This is a genomic window from Actinomycetota bacterium (assembly GCA_036280995.1).
Classification (GTDB): Bacteria; Actinomycetota; CALGFH01; order CALGFH01; family CALGFH01; genus CALGFH01.
Genome location: DASUPQ010000244.1, coordinates 1 through 15,330, shown reverse-complemented (window position 1 = coordinate 15,330; position 15,330 = coordinate 1). Strand labels below are relative to the sequence as shown.

Sequence of the window (15,330 nt, the reverse complement as noted above, 5' to 3'; positions counted from 1 at the left end):
GGTGCAGAAGCCGGTCTGGAAGGCGGTGTTGACCAGGATCAGCCCCCAGTAGCTGTCCAGCAGCTGCCCCGAGTCGCTCATCCACAGCGGCAGCGGGACCTCGCGGTACAGCCGGAACAGCGGGATCAGCAGCGCCTGCTGCGGCAGCAGGTTGGCCGCGGTGAACAACCCCAGCAGGATCAGGTTGAACCGGAAGCTGAAGCGGGCGACGACAAAGGCCACGCAGGAGGCGAGGAACAGCGTCAGGAGCACCGCCGGCACGGTGATGTACAGCGAGTTGAGGAAGTGGCGGGTGAACTCGCCCTGCTCCCAGGCGTTCAGGTAGTTCTGGAACGTGAACCCGCCCAGGGAGACATAGCCGTGCTCCGAGGTGTAGTCGTAGTCGCGGAAGGAGTTGAACACCGCCCACACCACCGGGAACAGCCAGGCCAGGGCGGTCGCGACCAGGAACACGTGCAGCAGGACCCGCGCCGGCGACAGGCGCCGCCGCCTGGTCCCGGCCCCAGTCGCCTCGGTGGTGGCCCCGCGGGTGACGGTGGTGCTGGTCATCGCCGCTCCCCCCGCATGACGGTGGACAGGAAGATGGTGATGAACACCAGCGAGATGACCAGCATGATGGTGGCCAGGGCCGAGCCGAAGCCGATCCGGCTCGCCTCCCCGACGACGTTGGCCGTGACCAGGGTCGAGATCAGCTCCAGGCCGTTGGTGCCCTTGTTGATCACCCAGACGATATCGAAGGCCCGCAGGGCCTCGATCACCGTGACCACGATGATGATGATGTTGATGGGACGCATCACCGGGAACACGACCGAGAAGAAGGTCCGGGCCGGACTGGCCCCGTCGACGGCGGCCGCCTCCCGCAGGCTGGGGTCGACGCCCTTCAGCCCGGCCAGGTAGAGCAGCATGATGTAGCCGGTGTGCTTCCAGCCGGCGGCGACCAGCACCGCCCACAGGTTCCAGCGGGAGTCCCCGTACCAGTCGATCTCGGTGTGGAGCACGGCGTTGAGGAGCCCCTGGTCGCGCGAGTAGATGAGCTGCCAGATGAACCCCACCAGGGCCAGCGAAAGGACCACCGGCAGGAACAGGGCGCTCTGGTAGAAGCGGGTCCCGCGCAGCTCGCGGTCCAGCAGCACGGCCAGGAAGATCCCGAGCACGGTGGGGATGACGAACAGGAACACCAGCCAGATGAGGTTGTGCTGGAGGGCCGGCTTGAACGGCGGGTAGATGGTGAACACGTTGACGTAGTTGTCGGTCCCGATCCACTTGATGGTGTCCAGGCTGCCGACGCCGGTCCAGCTGGCGAACGACAGCACCACGGTGGCGACCGCGGGCAGCCAGACCAGTCCCACCACCAGGGCCGTGGGGATGGCCACCATGAGGACCAGGAAGAGTCGGTCGGTGCCGGTCGTCTGGACGCGGCGGCCGCGCCGTGGCCGGGCCGGGCCGGGCGGGGCCGCTTCGGCGGGTGTGACCGGGACAGTGGGCAGGTCGGTCATCGGCGCCTCCCCGTCTCAGGAGGTGAAGATCGACTTCTTCTGGCTCTCCAGGCTCTTGGTCAGCCCGTCGACGTCGTTCGGGTTCTTGATGAAGGTCTGCAGGCCGGGGATCATGACCGTCGAGGCGAAGTCGGGCCGGGTGTCGCGGTCCAGGAACTGGGCGATCGACTCGGCCGCACCGATGAACTCGACCGCCTTCTTCTGCAGCCCGGTGTAGTTGCTGGAATCGGCCTCGGTGCTGGACCCGATGACGGTGTTGTTGGCCTTGAGGAGGACGTTCTCGGCCTCGGCCGTGCCGGTGAACTTGAGGAACTGCTTGGCGCCCTCCTCGTTCTTGGGCTCGGCGCGCATCATGACGCCGTCGATGGGGGCCTCGATCGCCCCGGTGCCGATGGCCGGGTCGATCTCGGGGAAGTTGAAGAAGTCGAGGTCGTCGCGGTCCTTCTCGGGGAACTGCTCGCCCACGAACATGCCGAGCAGGTACATCCCCGCCTGCTTCTTCTGCAGGGCCCGGGCCGCCTCCTGCCACTCGCGCCCCAGGGCGTCGGGCTGGTGGTAGGGCAGCAGCCCCCGCCAGGTGTCGAACACCTTCTTGACCTGGGGCGAGTCCCAGGCCTGCTTGCCGGCCATCAGGTCGACGTGGAACTGGTAGCCGTTGATGCGCAGGTTGAGCTGGTCGAAGGTGCCCATGGCCGGCCAGCCGTCCTTGTCGGCGAAGGCGATCGGGATCAGCCCGTCCTTCTCCATCTGCTTGGCCAGGGTGACCAGCTCGTCCAGGGTCTCGGGGGGCTGGTAGCCCTTCTCCTCCCAGACAGACTTGCGGTAGAAGAGCCCCCACGGGTAGGTGGTCAGGGGCACGAAGTACTGCTTGCCGTCCTCGCCGGTGGAGGCGGCCTTCATCGCCTCGCTCATGCCGGAGATGTCGCCCCAGACGTCACTGATGTCGCCGGCCAGGCCCTGGGAGGCGAAGAACTGCATCCGGTAGCCGGCGAACCAGGTGAACACGTCGTCGGGGTTGCCCTGCAGGTAGTTGTTGATGTTCTCCTGGAAGGTCTCGTGCTCGATGGTGTTGGTCTTCACCGTCAGGCCCGACTGCTGCTGGAACGCCGCCGTCATCTCGGCGTAGGCCTTCTTGGGCACCTCGTCGGACTGGTTGGAGCCGAAGGTGACCTCCTTGGAGGCGCTGTCGCCCTCGCCGTCGCCGCCGCCGCAGGCGGCGAGCAGGCTGGAGAGCGAGACGGCCGCCCCGGCGCCAAGGGTGCCCTTGAGGAAGCCGCGGCGGCTGAGGCCAGTCGCCGCCACCGACGGCGGGAGAAGGCGGGCCAGGTACTCGGATTCCGACCGGGGACGGGACATGTCGCCTCCTAGCGTGGCGCTCGGGCGCCGTGGACGTGGACCGACGGACGGTGGTGCGGTCGTTCGGGCCTAGCCGGCGTACTCCACTCGGCAGCCGGCGGCGGCGATCTCGGCCACCACCTCGGGGTCGGCGGTGGGGTCGGTGATCAGAAGGCTCACCTCCTCGATGTCGCACACCTTGGCCAGCTCGACCTCGCCCACCTTGGACCCGTCGGCGACGATCACGCGGCGCCGGGCGGCCAGCAGCATGGCCCGCTTGACCTCGGCCTCGGGCAGGTTGACGTTGGTGATGCCGACCTCGGGGTCGACGCCGTTGCAGCCGACGAAGGCCACCGAGGCGTGCAGGCGCTCCAGCAGGGTCGTGCCCAGCGGGTTGACCAGCGAGTGCTGCAGGGGGCGGAGGGTGCCGCCGGTGACCACGACGCTGATGCGGGGGGTGGCCCGTTCCAGCTCCAGAGCGATGTTGAGCCCGTTGGTGACCACGGTGACGTCGTGCAGGTCGGTGCGGAGCACGAGCGCGCGGGCGATGGACGTCGTGGTCGTGCCCACGTCCAGGATCACGGTGTCGCCGGCGGCGATCATCCTGGCGGCGTGCATGCCGATGCTGGACTTCTGGAGGGGCGCCTCCCACTGCGACGACTCGAAGGGCCGCTCCCCCAGCAGCTCCGAGGGCGGCACCGCCCCGCCCCGGACCCGCCGGACCCGCGCCCTGGCCTCCAGCGCCGTCAGGTCGGCCCGGACCGTGACCGCCGACACCCCGAACCGGTCGGCCAGGTCGGTGACCCGCGCGAACCCCTCGTCCCAGATGATCCCGGCCATGCGCGCCTGGCGCACCTCCGCGAGCGGGTTCAGCTCGGAGACGCCCGCCTCTGGCCGGTTGCCCACCTCTGCCCTCCTGTGGGGCATGGTCCGCCTAGGGGCACATTGCGAACGCTTGCGCGAGCTATGTCAAGTCTTCGCAGTCGTTCGCATTCCGCAAGCGCGGGCCCCGGGTCAGGCGGGCCCTGGCGCCGGCGGGATGTTCTGGTTGCGGCGGAACAGGTTGCCCGGGTCGTAGCGGCGCTTGATCTCGGCCAGCCGGTCCCAGGTGGGGCCCGGGTAGGCCTCGCGGACCCGCTCGGGTCCCTCGTCGCTGAGGAAGTTGACGTACACCCCCGGGCCGCCGTCGCCGCGCAGCGCGGCCGCGAACGCCTCCGCCCACGCCTCGTGGGCGGGCCGGTCGGCGGCGTGCTCGTAGACGGCGCCGACCGCGGCCATGAAGCGCCGGTCGCGGTGGGCGAACGCGGTGGCCTCGGCCGGGACGCGGGCCATGGCCCCGCCCAGCACCCGCAGCTGGGCCACGGCCATGGGGGCGGTGGAGGCCTGGAGGTGCTCGACCACGGCCTCGGCGGCGGCCCGGTCGACGCGGTCCAGGAACATCGAGCGGGCCGACTCCTCGACGACCTCGATGTCCTCGGCCGGCTCGAACAGCCCCGGGTAGGGCATCGGCTGGAGCATGTCGGCGACCGGCTCGGCCAGGGCCCGGAACGGCGCCAGTGCCCGCTCGCCGGCCGCTGGGTCGCCGGCGTAGCACAGCAGGGCCATGACGACCAGCGTGCCGTGGGCGCTGGGCGGCAGGAACGGCATCGGCGGGGCGACCATGATGTTGGCGATGGCCGACAGCTCCTCGGGCGCCGCCTCGGCCGCGGCCACCAGGCCCTCGATGACGTCGGCGCTGCCAGGGAGCAGCAGCATCCCGCCCACGATCTGGTCGACCGGGTGCAGGCGGAACTGGAAGCGGGTCGCCACCCCGAAGTTGCCCCCGCCACCCCGCAGGGCCCAGAACAGATCGGGATGGCGCTCGCCGTCGACCTGGAGGATGCGGCCGTCGGCGGTCACGACCTCGGCGGCGAGCAGGCTGTCGATGGTCAGCCCCAGTTTGCGGACCAGGAACCCGACCCCGCCGCCCAAGGTCAGCCCGCCGATGCCGACCGACCCGGTGTCCCCGAACCCGGTGGCCAGCCCATGGGCGCCCACGGCGGCGGTGTAGGCGCCGGCGGTCAGCCCGGCCTGGGCCCAGGCCGTCCGGCCCTCCAGATCGACGGCCAGGTCGGTCAGCCCCGACAGGTCGAGCACGATCCCGCCCTCGGTGGTGCTGTGACCGGCCAGGCTGTGGCCGCCGCTGCGGACGGCCAGCTCCAGCCCGGTGTCGGCGGCCAGGGTCACCACCCGGGCCACCTCCCCGGCGCTGGTCGGCCGGACGACAGCCGCCGGGCGCCGGTCCCACTTGCCGTAGAAGACCTTGCGGGCCTGGTCGTAGCCGCTGTCGCCGGGGGCGGTGACGCGGCCGTCGAAGGCGCCGCGCAGCTCGGGGATGGACAGGGACATGGTGGACGAGGAAGGCAACAGCACTCGCTCCCTTCAGCGCTTGTCTCGCTGAGCGATCAGGGAGACGGTACTCGCCCACCCGGACAGCCGACCGCGGCCGGCCGGCTGTCGTCCTCGGTCAGCCGCCGTCCGGCTCGGGCTTGACCTGGGCGGCCTGCAGCTCGGCCCTGGCCTTCTCGGGCAGGAGCTTGCCCCCGGCCACCTGGGCCTTGTTCTTCGGGCTGCCGGCGATCACGTGGTCCTTGCCGGCCATCATGGCCTCGAAGCCCTGCTCGGCCACCTTCGCCGGGTCGTCCTTCTTGGCCTCGGCGACCTTGGTGTCCTCCATGCCGGCGCGCTCGAAGAACTCGGTGTCGGTCGGTCCCGGCTGGAGGGCGGTCATGGTGACGCCGGTGTCCTTGAGCTCGAACCGGATGGCCTGGGCGAACGACTGGAGGAAGGCCTTGGAGGCGGCGTAGGTGGCGTAGTAGGGCCCGGGCATGGTGGCCGCCACCGACGAGGTGACCAGCAGCCGCCCGGCGCCCCGCTCGACCATGCCGGGCAGCAGCCGCTTGGCCAGGTGGACGACCGCGGTCACGTTGACGGCGATCAGCCGCAGGTCGTCCTCCAGGGGGATGTCGCGGGTGAAGTCGCCGTTGACCCCGATGCCGGCGTTGAGGGCCGCCGCGTCCAGCGGCCGCCCGGCCGCGGCCACGGCCGACCAGAGCCGCTCCACCCCGTCGTAGGTCGACAGGTCGGCCTTGACCGCCCGGACCTCGGCGCCGTCTCCGGCCAGGGCCGCCTCGGCCGTCGCCAGCTCGTCGTCCTCGGCGGTGATGATGACGTCGAAGCCGTGCTGGACGAACTGGCGCGCCAGCTCCAGCCCGATTCCGCTCGACGCCCCGGTGACCAGGGCCAGTTCCCGCATGTCAGCACCACGTCCTTGTCATCGAGAGGTCCGTCCGCCAGGCGCTACCACGCCGCCCGGCCCGGTAACGCCCCGGCAGGTTGACACTGCCAATCTGAAGGACTAGATTGACACTGCCAACCTGAAGGGAGGAGGCGATCGTGACGGTGGCCCGGACGGCCAGGGCGAACCCGACCTACTACGGCGGCGACCTGCGCCGGGACCTGCTGGACGCGGCCCTGGAGCTGATCGACCGGGAGGGGCCGTCGGCGGTGAGCCTGCGGTCGCTGGCCCGACGGCTCGGCGTCTCCCATGCCGCCCCGGCCAACCACTTCCCCGACAAGGCGGCCCTGTTCACCGCCATCGCCGTCGAGGGCTTCGAGCTGCTGTCGGCGGCCATCACCACCGCCACCCGGGAGGCCGGCCCGGACGCGACCCCGGGCCAGCGGCTGCGCGCCGCCGGCCGGGCCTACACCGGCTTCGCCGTCGGCCACCCGGCCCACTTCGCGGTGATGTGGCAGCGCGACCTGCTCCACCAGGACGACCCGGCGCTGTGCGCGGCCGGCGAGGCCACCTTCGCCCTGCTGCTCGCTGGGGTCCGCGACGTCCAGGATGCCGGCTGGGCGGCCGGCACCGACGAGCGGACCGTCGCCTACCTGGCCTGGTCGGTGGTGCACGGGCTGGCCGCCCTGTGGCTGGGCGGCTCGCTCGCCCAGGACCAGCGCCCGTTCGACGAGATCGCCGGCGAGGTCGGCGCCCTGCTCGGCCGCGCCCTCGCCCCCGACGCCTGACCGACCCGGAGGAGACCACCATGCACGCCCACCACCAGCACCGCCCGGCCCGGACGCTGCCCCGGCCGGCCGACCCCCGGCTGCGGGTCGGTGACACCGAGCGCGGCCAGGTGATCGACCAGCTCGCCGACCACCACGCCGCCGGGCGCCTCACCCTGGAGGAGTTCGAGGAGCGGATGGCCTCGGCCTGGACCGCCCGGACCGGCGCCGACCTGGAGGTCCTGGTCCGCGACCTGCCCGTCCCGCCGCGGCCGCCGCAGCCGCCGCGCCGGCCGGCGGCCGCCCCCCGCCCCGGCCTCGACAGCCCGGTCCGGACCTACCTGGCCGTGATGGCCCTGCTGTGGCTGATCTGGCTGGTCACCGGGGCGAACTACCCCTGGCCCATCTGGCCCATGCTCGGCTGGGGCATCGGCGTCGCCGGCCACCTCGGCCGTCCCCGGACGGCCCGCTGAAACGGCGCCGGCTCAGCCGGCAGCGGCCCGGAACGCGAGCAGTTCGGCGGCCGGCAGTCGCCGGCCATGGCCCGCTTGGCGTAGGGCGCGTGGTCGCGCAGGTCGGGGCAGATCACGGTGCGGGAGCGGCCCAGCAGCGGCGCCGCCCGGTGCCTAGCCGACCGGCCGGGAGCTGACGCGGAAGTCGGCCGGGGTGGTGCCGTCCCGGGCCTCCTCCAGGCCCCAGCTGACGATCCTGGTCGGCCGGATGCGGAGAAACTCCTCGGCGAAGTTGGGGAAGCGGGGGTTGATGGCGCTCCCGCCGCTGGTCAAGGCCTCGGCGCGGCCGCGGACCTCGATGGCCCGGGCCCGGCGGGGGTCGCGCAGGACGTCGTCGAGCAGGAAGGTGACCCTGGGGTTGCGCCGGGCGTCGCGCCACTTCTTGGTGGCGCCGAAGTCGACCCCGCCGACGTCGATGGTGTCCTCGTCGGCGTTGAAGGTGAAGGTCACCGGGACCACGTGCGGCTGGCCGTCGGGGCCGACGGTGGCCAGCCGGGCCAGGCCCTGGCTGGTGAGGTAGTCGATCTCGCTGGCGGTGAAGGCGCTCATCGCGGCTCCTCTCGGCTGGTTCCCCGGAGCATAGCGAGCAGGGTGCGGCCAGCCCGGTCCCGCGACCGCCCTGGCTCGGGCACCGGCTGGAACCAGATCCGCGGCCCCACCCCGTCGGGGTCCACGACGAGTCGTAGCCGTCCTCCATCTCCTCCGGCGCCAGGCCGCGGCTGCCCCAGCAGTCCTGCCAGGTCGCGAACCCGGCCGGCCGGCTACTTGGGCGGGAGCGTGCGGACGTAGACCAGCGCCAGCTCGACCCACCCGGCCAGGGCGTCGTCCTCCAGGGCGCCCGGCTGGACCGTCACCCAGCCCTTCATCGGGCGGCCGGTGAAGTCGAACAGCCGGCTGCCCGGGCGCTCCAGGGCGGCCGCGGTGGCGTCGGGGCCGACCCGGGCGATCAGCTCCTCGCCCATCACCCCGACGCACAGGTTGCCGTCGACCAGGAACGACAGCGGGAGCCTACAGGGCCGGTGGGTGACCGCGGGCTACCCTGGGCCGATGCGCGTCTTCCTGGTCGACGGGACCTACGAGCTGTTCGGCCACTTCTACGGGGTGCCGCCGCACCGCACCGCCGAGGGGGCCGAGGTGGCGGCCAGCCGCGGGGTGCTGTCGTCCGTGCTGGGGCTGCTGGAGCAGGGCGTCACCCACCTGGGCGTGGCCACCGACCACGTCATCGAGTCGTTCCGCAACGGCCTGTGGCCCGCCTACAAGACCTCGGCCGGGCTCGACCCGCGGCTCCTGGGCCAGTTCGGGCTGGTCGAGGTGGCCCTGGAGGCGATGGGCGTGGTCGTGTGGCCGATGGTCGAGCTGGAGGCCGACGACGCCCTGGCCGGCGCGGCCGCCGTGGCCGCCGACGATCCCAGGGTCGAGCAGGTGGTCATCTGCACCCCCGACAAGGACCTCGGCCAGTGCGTCCGCGGCGCCCGGGTCGTGCAGCTGGACCGGCGCCAGCGGATCGTCTACGACGAGGCCGGGGTGACGGCCAAGTTCGGCGTCGGCCCGCGCTCCATCCCCGACTACCTGGCCCTGGTCGGCGACTCGGCCGACGGCTACCCCGGCCTGCCCGGCTGGGGGGCCAGGTCGGCCGCGACCATGCTCGCCCGCTACGGGCACATCGAGGCGATCCCCGACACGCCGGGCGACTGGGCCGTGCCCGTCCGCAACCGGCCCGCCCTGGCCGCCACCCTGCGGGCCATGCGCGGCCAGGCCATGCTCTTCAAGGACCTGGCCACCCTCCGGGTCGAGTGCTCGCTCCTGGCCGGCGTGGACGACCTGCGCTGGGCCGGCCCCACCCCGGTGTTCGCCGAGGTCTGCGAGCACATCGACGCCCGTTCCCTGGCGCCCCGAGCCGCCCGGCTCGCCACCCAGGAGGTACGCCCGGATTGACAGGGCCTCGACAGGCGGTGCAGCGTGCCATCATGCAGAGCAGGCATGAGAGGCCAGCACCCGGCGTGGCCAGCGCCGACCAGTTCCGCCTGCTGGTCGAGGCCGTGCGGGACTACGCCATCTTCCTGCTCGACCCCGGCGGCCGGGTGGTCAGCTGGAACGCGGGCGCTGAGCGGATCAAGGGGTACACGGCCGAGGAGATCCTGGGCCAGGAGTTCACCAGGTTCTACGAGCCGGACGACATCGCCGCCGGCCTCCCGGCCAGGATGCTGGCCCGCGCCGCCCAGGAGGGCCGCTTCCAGGGCCGAGGCTGGCGGGTCCGCAAGGACGGCCGCCGCTTCTACGCCCAGGTGACCATCACCGCCCTGTTCAACCCCGAAGGGCAGCTCGTCGGGTTCGCCAAGATCACCCAGGACGTGACCGCCGAGCTGGAGGCCGAGCAGGCCCGCCGCGACCGCGAGTACCAGCTGGCCGAGGCCCAGGCGGTGGCCAAGCTGGGCAGCTTCGAGTGGTCCCTGGCCAGCGGCCAGATGACCTGGAGCCCGGAGCTGTACCGGATCCTCGGCGTCGACCCCGAGGGCTACAGCGGCACCCTGGACGGGCTGCTGGCGCTGGTCCACCCCGACGACCGCGCCGAGGCGGCCGCCACCCTGCGCACGGCCGCCTCCGAGGCGACCTCGTACCGCATGCAGGTGCGGGTCCTGCGGCCCACCGGCGAGCTGCGGGTCCTGTCCAGCTGGGGCGACGTCCTCCCTGACGAGCAGGGACGGCGGCCGTCGCGCATGCTGGGCATCTGCCAGGACGTCACCGACTGGCGGGAGCGGGAGGAGCAGCTCATCGACGCCCAGGCCCAGGCCGAGCTGTCGCGCCGGCTGCAGAGCGGGCTGCTGCCCAGCCTGTCCCTGCCCGACCCGGCGCTGGAGCTGCGCACCCGGTACCAGCCGGGGCAGGAGCGGGCGCTGCTCGGCGCCGACTTCTTCGACGCCCTGCCGCTGGCCGACGGGACGGTGGCCCTGCTGATCGGCGACGTCGCCGGCCACGGCCCGGCCGAGGCCGCGGTCGGGGTGGCGCTGCGGTCGGCCTGGCGGGCGCTGGTGCTCACCGGCCACGAACCCGCCGACCTGCTGGACGGGCTGGACAAGGTGCTGACCTGCAACCGGCAGTCGGAGGAGCTGTACGCCACCGTCTGCTGCTGCTGGATCGACCCCGGTCACGACGGCATCACCGTCGCCCTGGCCGGCCACCCGCCGCCGCTGCTCGCCCGCGGCGGGGAGGTGCGGGTCGTGGAGGTCCCGGGCGGGCCGGGCCTGGGCATCCTCGACCACCCCTACCCCTGGGAGGCGGGCGAGCTGGAGGTGGGCGGCGCCTGGACGCTGCTGTGCTACACCGACGGGCTGGTCGAGGGCCGCAGCGCGCCCGGGGCGGTGGAGCGGTTCGGGATCGAGGCGCTGGCCGCGGCCGCGGCCGGGCTGCTGGGCCACGGCGCCGGGACCGACGAGTTGCTCGACGGCCTGCTCGACGTCGTCCACGAGGCCAACGGCGGCGAGCTCTCGGACGACCTCGCCATCCTGTGCGTCTCCCGCACGGACGCGGCCCCCGCAGGTGGCGGCCATGCCTGACCCGCCGACCCGGTCCGTCGGGCGCCCGGAGCCGGCCCGGCTCGCGCTCACCCGCAGCCCCTTCAGCGTCGGGGTGGCCCGGCGCTTCATCCAGGGACGGGCCGCGGCCTGGTCGCTGCCCCAGCCGGCCATCGACCAGCTCGTCCTGATCGGCTCGGAGCTGGTCACCAACGCCGTGCTCCACGCCCGCACCGAGCTCACCCTGGCCCTGGAGCTCCGCGACGGCCGGGTCCGCCTCAGCGTCACCGACCGGTCGCAGGCGGCGGCGACCCTGCGCCACTACCGCCCCGACGCCCTCACCGGCCGGGGGCTGGGCGTGGTCGCCGCCCTCAGCGACCGCTGGGGAGTGAGCGCCGCCGCCGGCGGCAAGGTCGTCTGGGCCGAGGTGGCCGCCAACGGCGACCACCCCGTCGCCACCCCGAACGCCCCCGACCTGCGCCACGCCCCGCCGGTGCCGGCGCCCCGGAGCCCGGACAGCCGCACCGTCCGGTTCGTCGGCGTCCCGGTCGCCGACTACCTCGACCTGCAGGCCCACAACGACGCCCTGTTCCGCGAGCTGGAGCTGATCAGCATCGAGCTCGAGGGCGACGACGCCGCCAAGGTCGCGGCCCCCCTGGCCGACCTCGTCGACCAGCTCTACCAGCGCTTCCGGGGCCAGCGTGACAGCTACCGCGACGTCGTGGCCGCCGCCCAGGCCCGCGGCCAGCGGACCGTCGAGCTGGAGACGACCCTGCCCCCGGCCGCCGCCGCCGGGGGCCGGAGCTACCTGGCCCTGCTCGAGCAGGCCGACGAGCTGTGCCGCTCCGGCCTCCTCCTCATTCCCGAGCCCCCGGCCCACGTCCGCAGCCTGCGCCGCTGGTTCGTGGAGGAGCTGGCCGCCCAGCTCCTGGACGGCGCCTCCCCGACCCCGCCCGCATAGACTGGCCCCATGGCTTCCTACACGGTGAACAAGCAGGCGGTGGCGCGGGCCCGCCAGCTGATCGACGCCCGCCAGTACGTGCTCAAGAGCTCCTGGGGCGACGTCCAGCCCAGCGCCAACGACGAGAACGCCTACCTGGAGTCCCACTCCTGGGAGGAGTACGCCGCCTGGCACCTCGCCCTCACCGACGGCGCCACCGACGAGACCAAGGCCAGGTACGCCTTTGTCTACGGCGACTTCCGCCGCCTCCACCGCTCCGGCCTGATCGCCTGCCAGTACCGGGCCGCCGAGTGGCGCCACAAGCAGGTCGAGCTGGCCGCCCACGACCTCCTCCAGTACCTGGACGAGGTCAGCGGCTGATCCACCGGGCCTGCGGTCAGCGGGCGCCGGCGGCGTTGACGTAGAGGGCGTAGACGGAGCGGCTGGCCGTCATGAACAGCCGGTTGCCGGCCTGGCCGCCGAAGCACAGGTTGGCGCAGGCCTCGGGGAGGACGACCTGGCCGATCCGGGCCCCGTCGGGGGCGAACACGTGCACGCCGTCGTAGCCGTCGCCGCCACCGCCGGCGGACGCCCACAGGTTGCCGTCGGCGTCGCAGCGGATGCCGTCCGAGCTGCCCGGGCCCATGTCCGCGAACGGCCGCCCGCCCTCCACGCCGCCTCCGGCGACGTCGTAGACGTGGATGCCGCCCGCCGCCCCCGAGTCGACCACGTACAGGCGGGACTCGTCGGGGCTGAAGCAGAGGCCGTTGGGCCGCTCCAGGTCCTGGACGACCGGCTCGGGGCCGCCGTCCCCGTCGGGGTCGAGCCGGTAGACGGCCGTCGGCAGCTCCAGCACCGCCTGGCGGCCCTCGTAGTCGGACAGGATCCCGTAGCCCGGGTCGGTGAACCAGACGGCCCCGTCGGAGGCGACCACGACGTCGTTGGGGGCGTTCAGCGGCCGGCCGTCGAACCGGTCGGCGAGCACGGTGATCGTCCCGTCGTGCTCGGTCCGCGTCACCCGCCGGGTCAGGTGCTCACAGGAGACGAGCCGGCCCTGGCGGTCGCGGGTGTGGCCGTTGGCGTTGCTGGCCGGGCTCCGGAACACGCTGACCGCGCCCGTGGCCTCGTCCCAGCGCAGCATCCGGTCGCTGGGGATGTCGCTCCAGACCAGGCAGCGGTGGTCGCCGAACCAGACCGGCCCCTCGGCCCACCGGTAGCCGGTGGCGATCCGCTCGACGGCCGCGTTGTGGAGCCGGTAGCGCTCGAACCGGGGGTCGAGGACCCGGACGGCCGGATCGGGGTAGCGGCCGGGGGCGTCGGGCCAGCGGTCCGGCGGCAGTGGCGGATACTCCATGGGTGCATGCTCCCACACCGACCTGGAGGACCGATGGCCGACCACCCGCCCAAGATCGCGGTCGTCACCGGGGCCGGGAGCGGCATCGGCGCGGCGGTCGCGCGCGACCTGGCCGCTGAGGGCTGGGTCGTGGTCCTGGCCGGCCGCCGCCGCGACGCCCTGGAGTCGGTCGCCGAGCGGGGCCGGGAGCTGCCCGGCGTCCTCGACCCGGTCCCGGCCGACGTCACCGACGAGGCGTCGGTGCGGGCGCTGTTCGACCGGGTGGTCGAGCGGCACGGCCGCGTCGACCTGCTGTTCAACAACGCCGGCACGGGGGCGCCGGCCCGCGAGCTCGACGCCGTCCCCCTGGCCGAGTGGGACGCCGTGGTCGCCGTCAACCTCACCGGCGCGTTCCTCTGCACCCGCGAGGCGTTCCGGGTGATGCGGCGCCAGCGGCCCCGGGGTGGCCGGATCATCAACAACGGCTCCGTCTCCGCCCACGCGCCACGGCCGCGCTCGGTCGCCTACACCGCCACCAAGCACGCCATCACGGGGCTGACCAGGTCGACCGCGCTCGACGGGCGCCCCTACGACATCGCCTGCGGCCAGATCGACATCGGCAACGCCGCCACCGGTATGACCGAGCCCATGGCGGCCGGCGTCCTCCAGGCCGACGGCAGCGTCCGCCCCGAACCCCGGATGGACGTGGCCGACGTGGCCCGTGCCGTCCTGTACATGGCCGGCCTGCCCCTGGACGCCAACGTCGCCGCCATGACCGTCATGGCGACCAGGATGCCGTTCGTGGGTCGCGGTTGAGCCGAACGCCGGCCGCAGCCAGATGGCGTCGACCGCTTGACCTTGGAGCACGCTCCAGGGTCTACCGTGCGGCCATGGCACCGAAGGGAGGTGACCGCCATGCCGCTGCGGGACGACCCGCTCGACTGCCCCTGCGACGACTGCCCACCCGGCTGCTGCTCGCTGGGCTGATCAGCCCCAAGGCCGCGGGACCGGCCGGCGCCACCGGTCTCGCGCCCGCTTCCCCCGCCCCGGCCCGCCAGGCTAAGGTCGGCAGGGCCGAGGGGATCAGGGGAAGGGGCGAGCGTGGGTGATCGTCGGGTGGGCCTCCGCCGGGGCCGTCACGCCGGCTGGTGGGTCGAGGGCCGGTCGGGCGGCGGCCGCCTGTTCATGAAGACCTGGTGGCCCACCCAGGGCCTGGCCCGAACGGTCGCCCGGTTGTTCGGCGGCCCGGCCGAGGTCAGCGACGGCGACACGCCCTGAATGGACGGAGCCGACCCCGACCGCTGGTCCGAGGTCGCCGCCGGCTGGTCCGAGCTGTGGGGCGAGTTCGCCCGCCCCGCCTGGCGGGTCGTGGTCGCGGCCACCGGCATCGGCCAGGGCTCGCGGGTGCTGGACGTGGGCTGCGGCAGCGGCGAGTTCCTGGCCCACCTGGCCCGGCTCGGCGCCTGGCCGGCGGGCATCGACCCGGCCCCCGGGATGGTCGAGCTCGCCCGCTCCCGCGTCCCCGGCGCCGACGTCCGCCTCGGCCCCGCCCAGCCCCTCCCCTGGCCGGACGGGAGCTTCGACGTGGTCACGGCCGTCAACGCCCTGCAGTTCGCCGGCGACACCCTGGACGCCCTCGCCGAGCTCGTCCGCGTCACCGTGCCCGGCGGGCAGGTGGCCGTCGCCAACTGGGCCGAGGGCGACCGCAACGATCTCGACACGATCGAGGCCGCCGTGGCCGCGGCCGCCGACGAGGAGCCCCTGCCCGACGGCGACCTCCGCCAGCCCGGCGGCCTGGAGCGGCTCCTCGCCGACGCCGGCCTCGCCGACGTGGCCGCGGGCCTGGTCGAGGTCCCCTGGGAAGCCCCCGACGACGCCGCCCTCGTCGGCGGCGTCCTCCTGGGCGAGGACCCCGCCACCACCTCCGCCCGGGCGCCGGCCGTGCTCGCCGCCGCCCGCCCGTTCCGCACCCCCACCGGCGGCTACCGGCTGGTCAACGCCTTCCGCTACGCCGCCGGCCGTACCCCGGGCTGACCGCAAGGCGTCGCTCAGCCGGATTCGCAGCCCCAGCCGTCGCCCTCCCGGTCTAGGTCGCAGTCCGGCTGGGGGGCGGTCGTCGGTGGCGGCGGTGGCGCTTTGGCCACCACCAGGGTGATCC

Annotated in this window: 18 protein-coding genes; 9 read left to right on the top strand and 9 right to left on the bottom strand. The window is 73.6% G+C overall.

All coding sequences use genetic code 11. The features are described from left to right. The 6 genes from VF468_08255 to VF468_08230 all read right to left on the bottom strand — a co-directional run. Positions 1-549, bottom strand: a 549-nt coding sequence (locus VF468_08255; GenBank protein HEX5878299.1) for a carbohydrate ABC transporter permease, incomplete at its 3' end; no start/stop codon positions are given. After that, positions 546-1,496, bottom strand: a complete 951-nt coding sequence (locus VF468_08250; GenBank protein ID HEX5878298.1) for a sugar ABC transporter permease — start codon at positions 1,494-1,496, stop codon at positions 546-548. The genes VF468_08250 and VF468_08255, both read right to left, overlap by 4 nt. Positions 1,497-1,511: 15 nt before the next feature. Then, complete coding sequence (locus VF468_08245; protein HEX5878297.1) at positions 1,512-2,852, bottom strand: ABC transporter substrate-binding protein; 1,341 nt, start codon at positions 2,850-2,852, stop codon at positions 1,512-1,514. 69 nt (positions 2,853-2,921) lie between these two features. Continuing rightward, complete coding sequence (locus tag VF468_08240) at positions 2,922-3,737, bottom strand: DeoR/GlpR family DNA-binding transcription regulator (GenBank protein ID HEX5878296.1); 816 nt, start codon at positions 3,735-3,737, stop codon at positions 2,922-2,924. Positions 3,738-3,845: 108 nt separating this feature from the next. Then, the gene (locus VF468_08235; protein HEX5878295.1) at positions 3,846-5,219 is read right to left on the bottom strand and encodes an FAD-binding oxidoreductase; all 1,374 of its coding nucleotides are present in this window, start codon (positions 5,217-5,219) and stop codon (positions 3,846-3,848) included. A gap of 118 nt (positions 5,220-5,337) precedes the next feature. Further along, positions 5,338-6,126: an SDR family NAD(P)-dependent oxidoreductase gene (locus VF468_08230; GenBank protein ID HEX5878294.1), complete on the bottom strand. Its 789-nt coding sequence runs from the start codon at positions 6,124-6,126 to the stop codon at positions 5,338-5,340. 140 nt (positions 6,127-6,266) lie between these two features. Here VF468_08230 and VF468_08225 point away from each other — a divergent pair, with 140 nt between their 5' ends. Further along, positions 6,267-6,896: a TetR/AcrR family transcriptional regulator gene (locus tag VF468_08225; GenBank protein HEX5878293.1), complete on the top strand. Its 630-nt coding sequence runs from the start codon at positions 6,267-6,269 to the stop codon at positions 6,894-6,896. Positions 6,897-6,916: 20 nt separating this feature from the next. Further along, a complete protein-coding gene (locus VF468_08220) occupies positions 6,917-7,348 on the top strand; it encodes a DUF1707 domain-containing protein (GenBank protein ID HEX5878292.1) in 432 nt (143 codons plus the stop codon). A 153-nt stretch (positions 7,349-7,501) separates the two neighbouring features. Here VF468_08220 and VF468_08215 read toward each other — a convergent pair whose 3' ends face one another. Together VF468_08215 and VF468_08210 are read right to left on the bottom strand one after the other, a co-directional pair. Beyond that, positions 7,502-7,936 (bottom strand): PPOX class F420-dependent oxidoreductase, encoded by a 435-nt coding sequence (locus tag VF468_08215; protein ID HEX5878291.1) that lies wholly within the window; start codon positions 7,934-7,936, stop codon positions 7,502-7,504. Between the two features lie 212 nt (positions 7,937-8,148). Next, positions 8,149-8,379, bottom strand: coding sequence for a TfoX/Sxy family protein (locus tag VF468_08210; protein HEX5878290.1), 231 nt, complete (start codon positions 8,377-8,379; stop codon positions 8,149-8,151). Between the two features lie 55 nt (positions 8,380-8,434). Here VF468_08210 and VF468_08205 point away from each other — a divergent pair, with 55 nt between their 5' ends. Genes VF468_08205 through VF468_08190 form a run of 4 tightly spaced genes read left to right on the top strand, consistent with a single transcriptional unit; the run spans position 8,435 to position 12,220 of the window. Next, positions 8,435-9,322 carry a 5'-3' exonuclease H3TH domain-containing protein gene (locus VF468_08205; protein ID HEX5878289.1) on the top strand — a complete coding sequence of 296 codons (888 nt, stop codon included), beginning with the start codon at positions 8,435-8,437 and terminating at the stop codon, positions 9,320-9,322. Between the two features lie 32 nt (positions 9,323-9,354). Next, positions 9,355-10,941: a SpoIIE family protein phosphatase gene (locus VF468_08200; protein HEX5878288.1), complete on the top strand. Its 1,587-nt coding sequence runs from the start codon at positions 9,355-9,357 to the stop codon at positions 10,939-10,941. Continuing rightward, positions 10,934-11,860, top strand: a complete 927-nt coding sequence (locus VF468_08195) for an ATP-binding protein (GenBank protein ID HEX5878287.1) — start codon at positions 10,934-10,936, stop codon at positions 11,858-11,860. Before VF468_08200 ends, VF468_08195 begins: the two co-directional genes overlap by 8 nt. Positions 11,861-11,869: 9 nt before the next feature. Continuing rightward, positions 11,870-12,220, top strand: coding sequence for a hypothetical protein (locus tag VF468_08190; protein ID HEX5878286.1), 351 nt, complete (start codon positions 11,870-11,872; stop codon positions 12,218-12,220). Between the two features lie 16 nt (positions 12,221-12,236). Here VF468_08190 and VF468_08185 read toward each other — a convergent pair whose 3' ends face one another. Then, the gene (locus VF468_08185; GenBank protein ID HEX5878285.1) at positions 12,237-13,193 is read right to left on the bottom strand and encodes an SMP-30/gluconolactonase/LRE family protein; all 957 of its coding nucleotides are present in this window, start codon (positions 13,191-13,193) and stop codon (positions 12,237-12,239) included. 33 nt (positions 13,194-13,226) lie between these two features. Between VF468_08185 and VF468_08180 the strand changes: the two genes are divergently transcribed. The 3 genes from VF468_08180 (at position 13,227) to VF468_08170 (ending at position 15,206) form a co-directional block, all read left to right on the top strand. Next, entirely contained in the window at positions 13,227-13,988 is a 762-nt protein-coding gene (locus VF468_08180) for an SDR family oxidoreductase (GenBank protein ID HEX5878284.1), read from the top strand. A 285-nt stretch (positions 13,989-14,273) separates the two neighbouring features. Next, positions 14,274-14,450, top strand: coding sequence for a hypothetical protein (locus tag VF468_08175; protein HEX5878283.1), 177 nt, complete (start codon positions 14,274-14,276; stop codon positions 14,448-14,450). Then, a complete protein-coding gene (locus VF468_08170; protein HEX5878282.1) occupies positions 14,451-15,206 on the top strand; it encodes a class I SAM-dependent methyltransferase in 756 nt (251 codons plus the stop codon). The last annotated feature ends 124 nt before the right edge of the window (positions 15,207-15,330 follow it).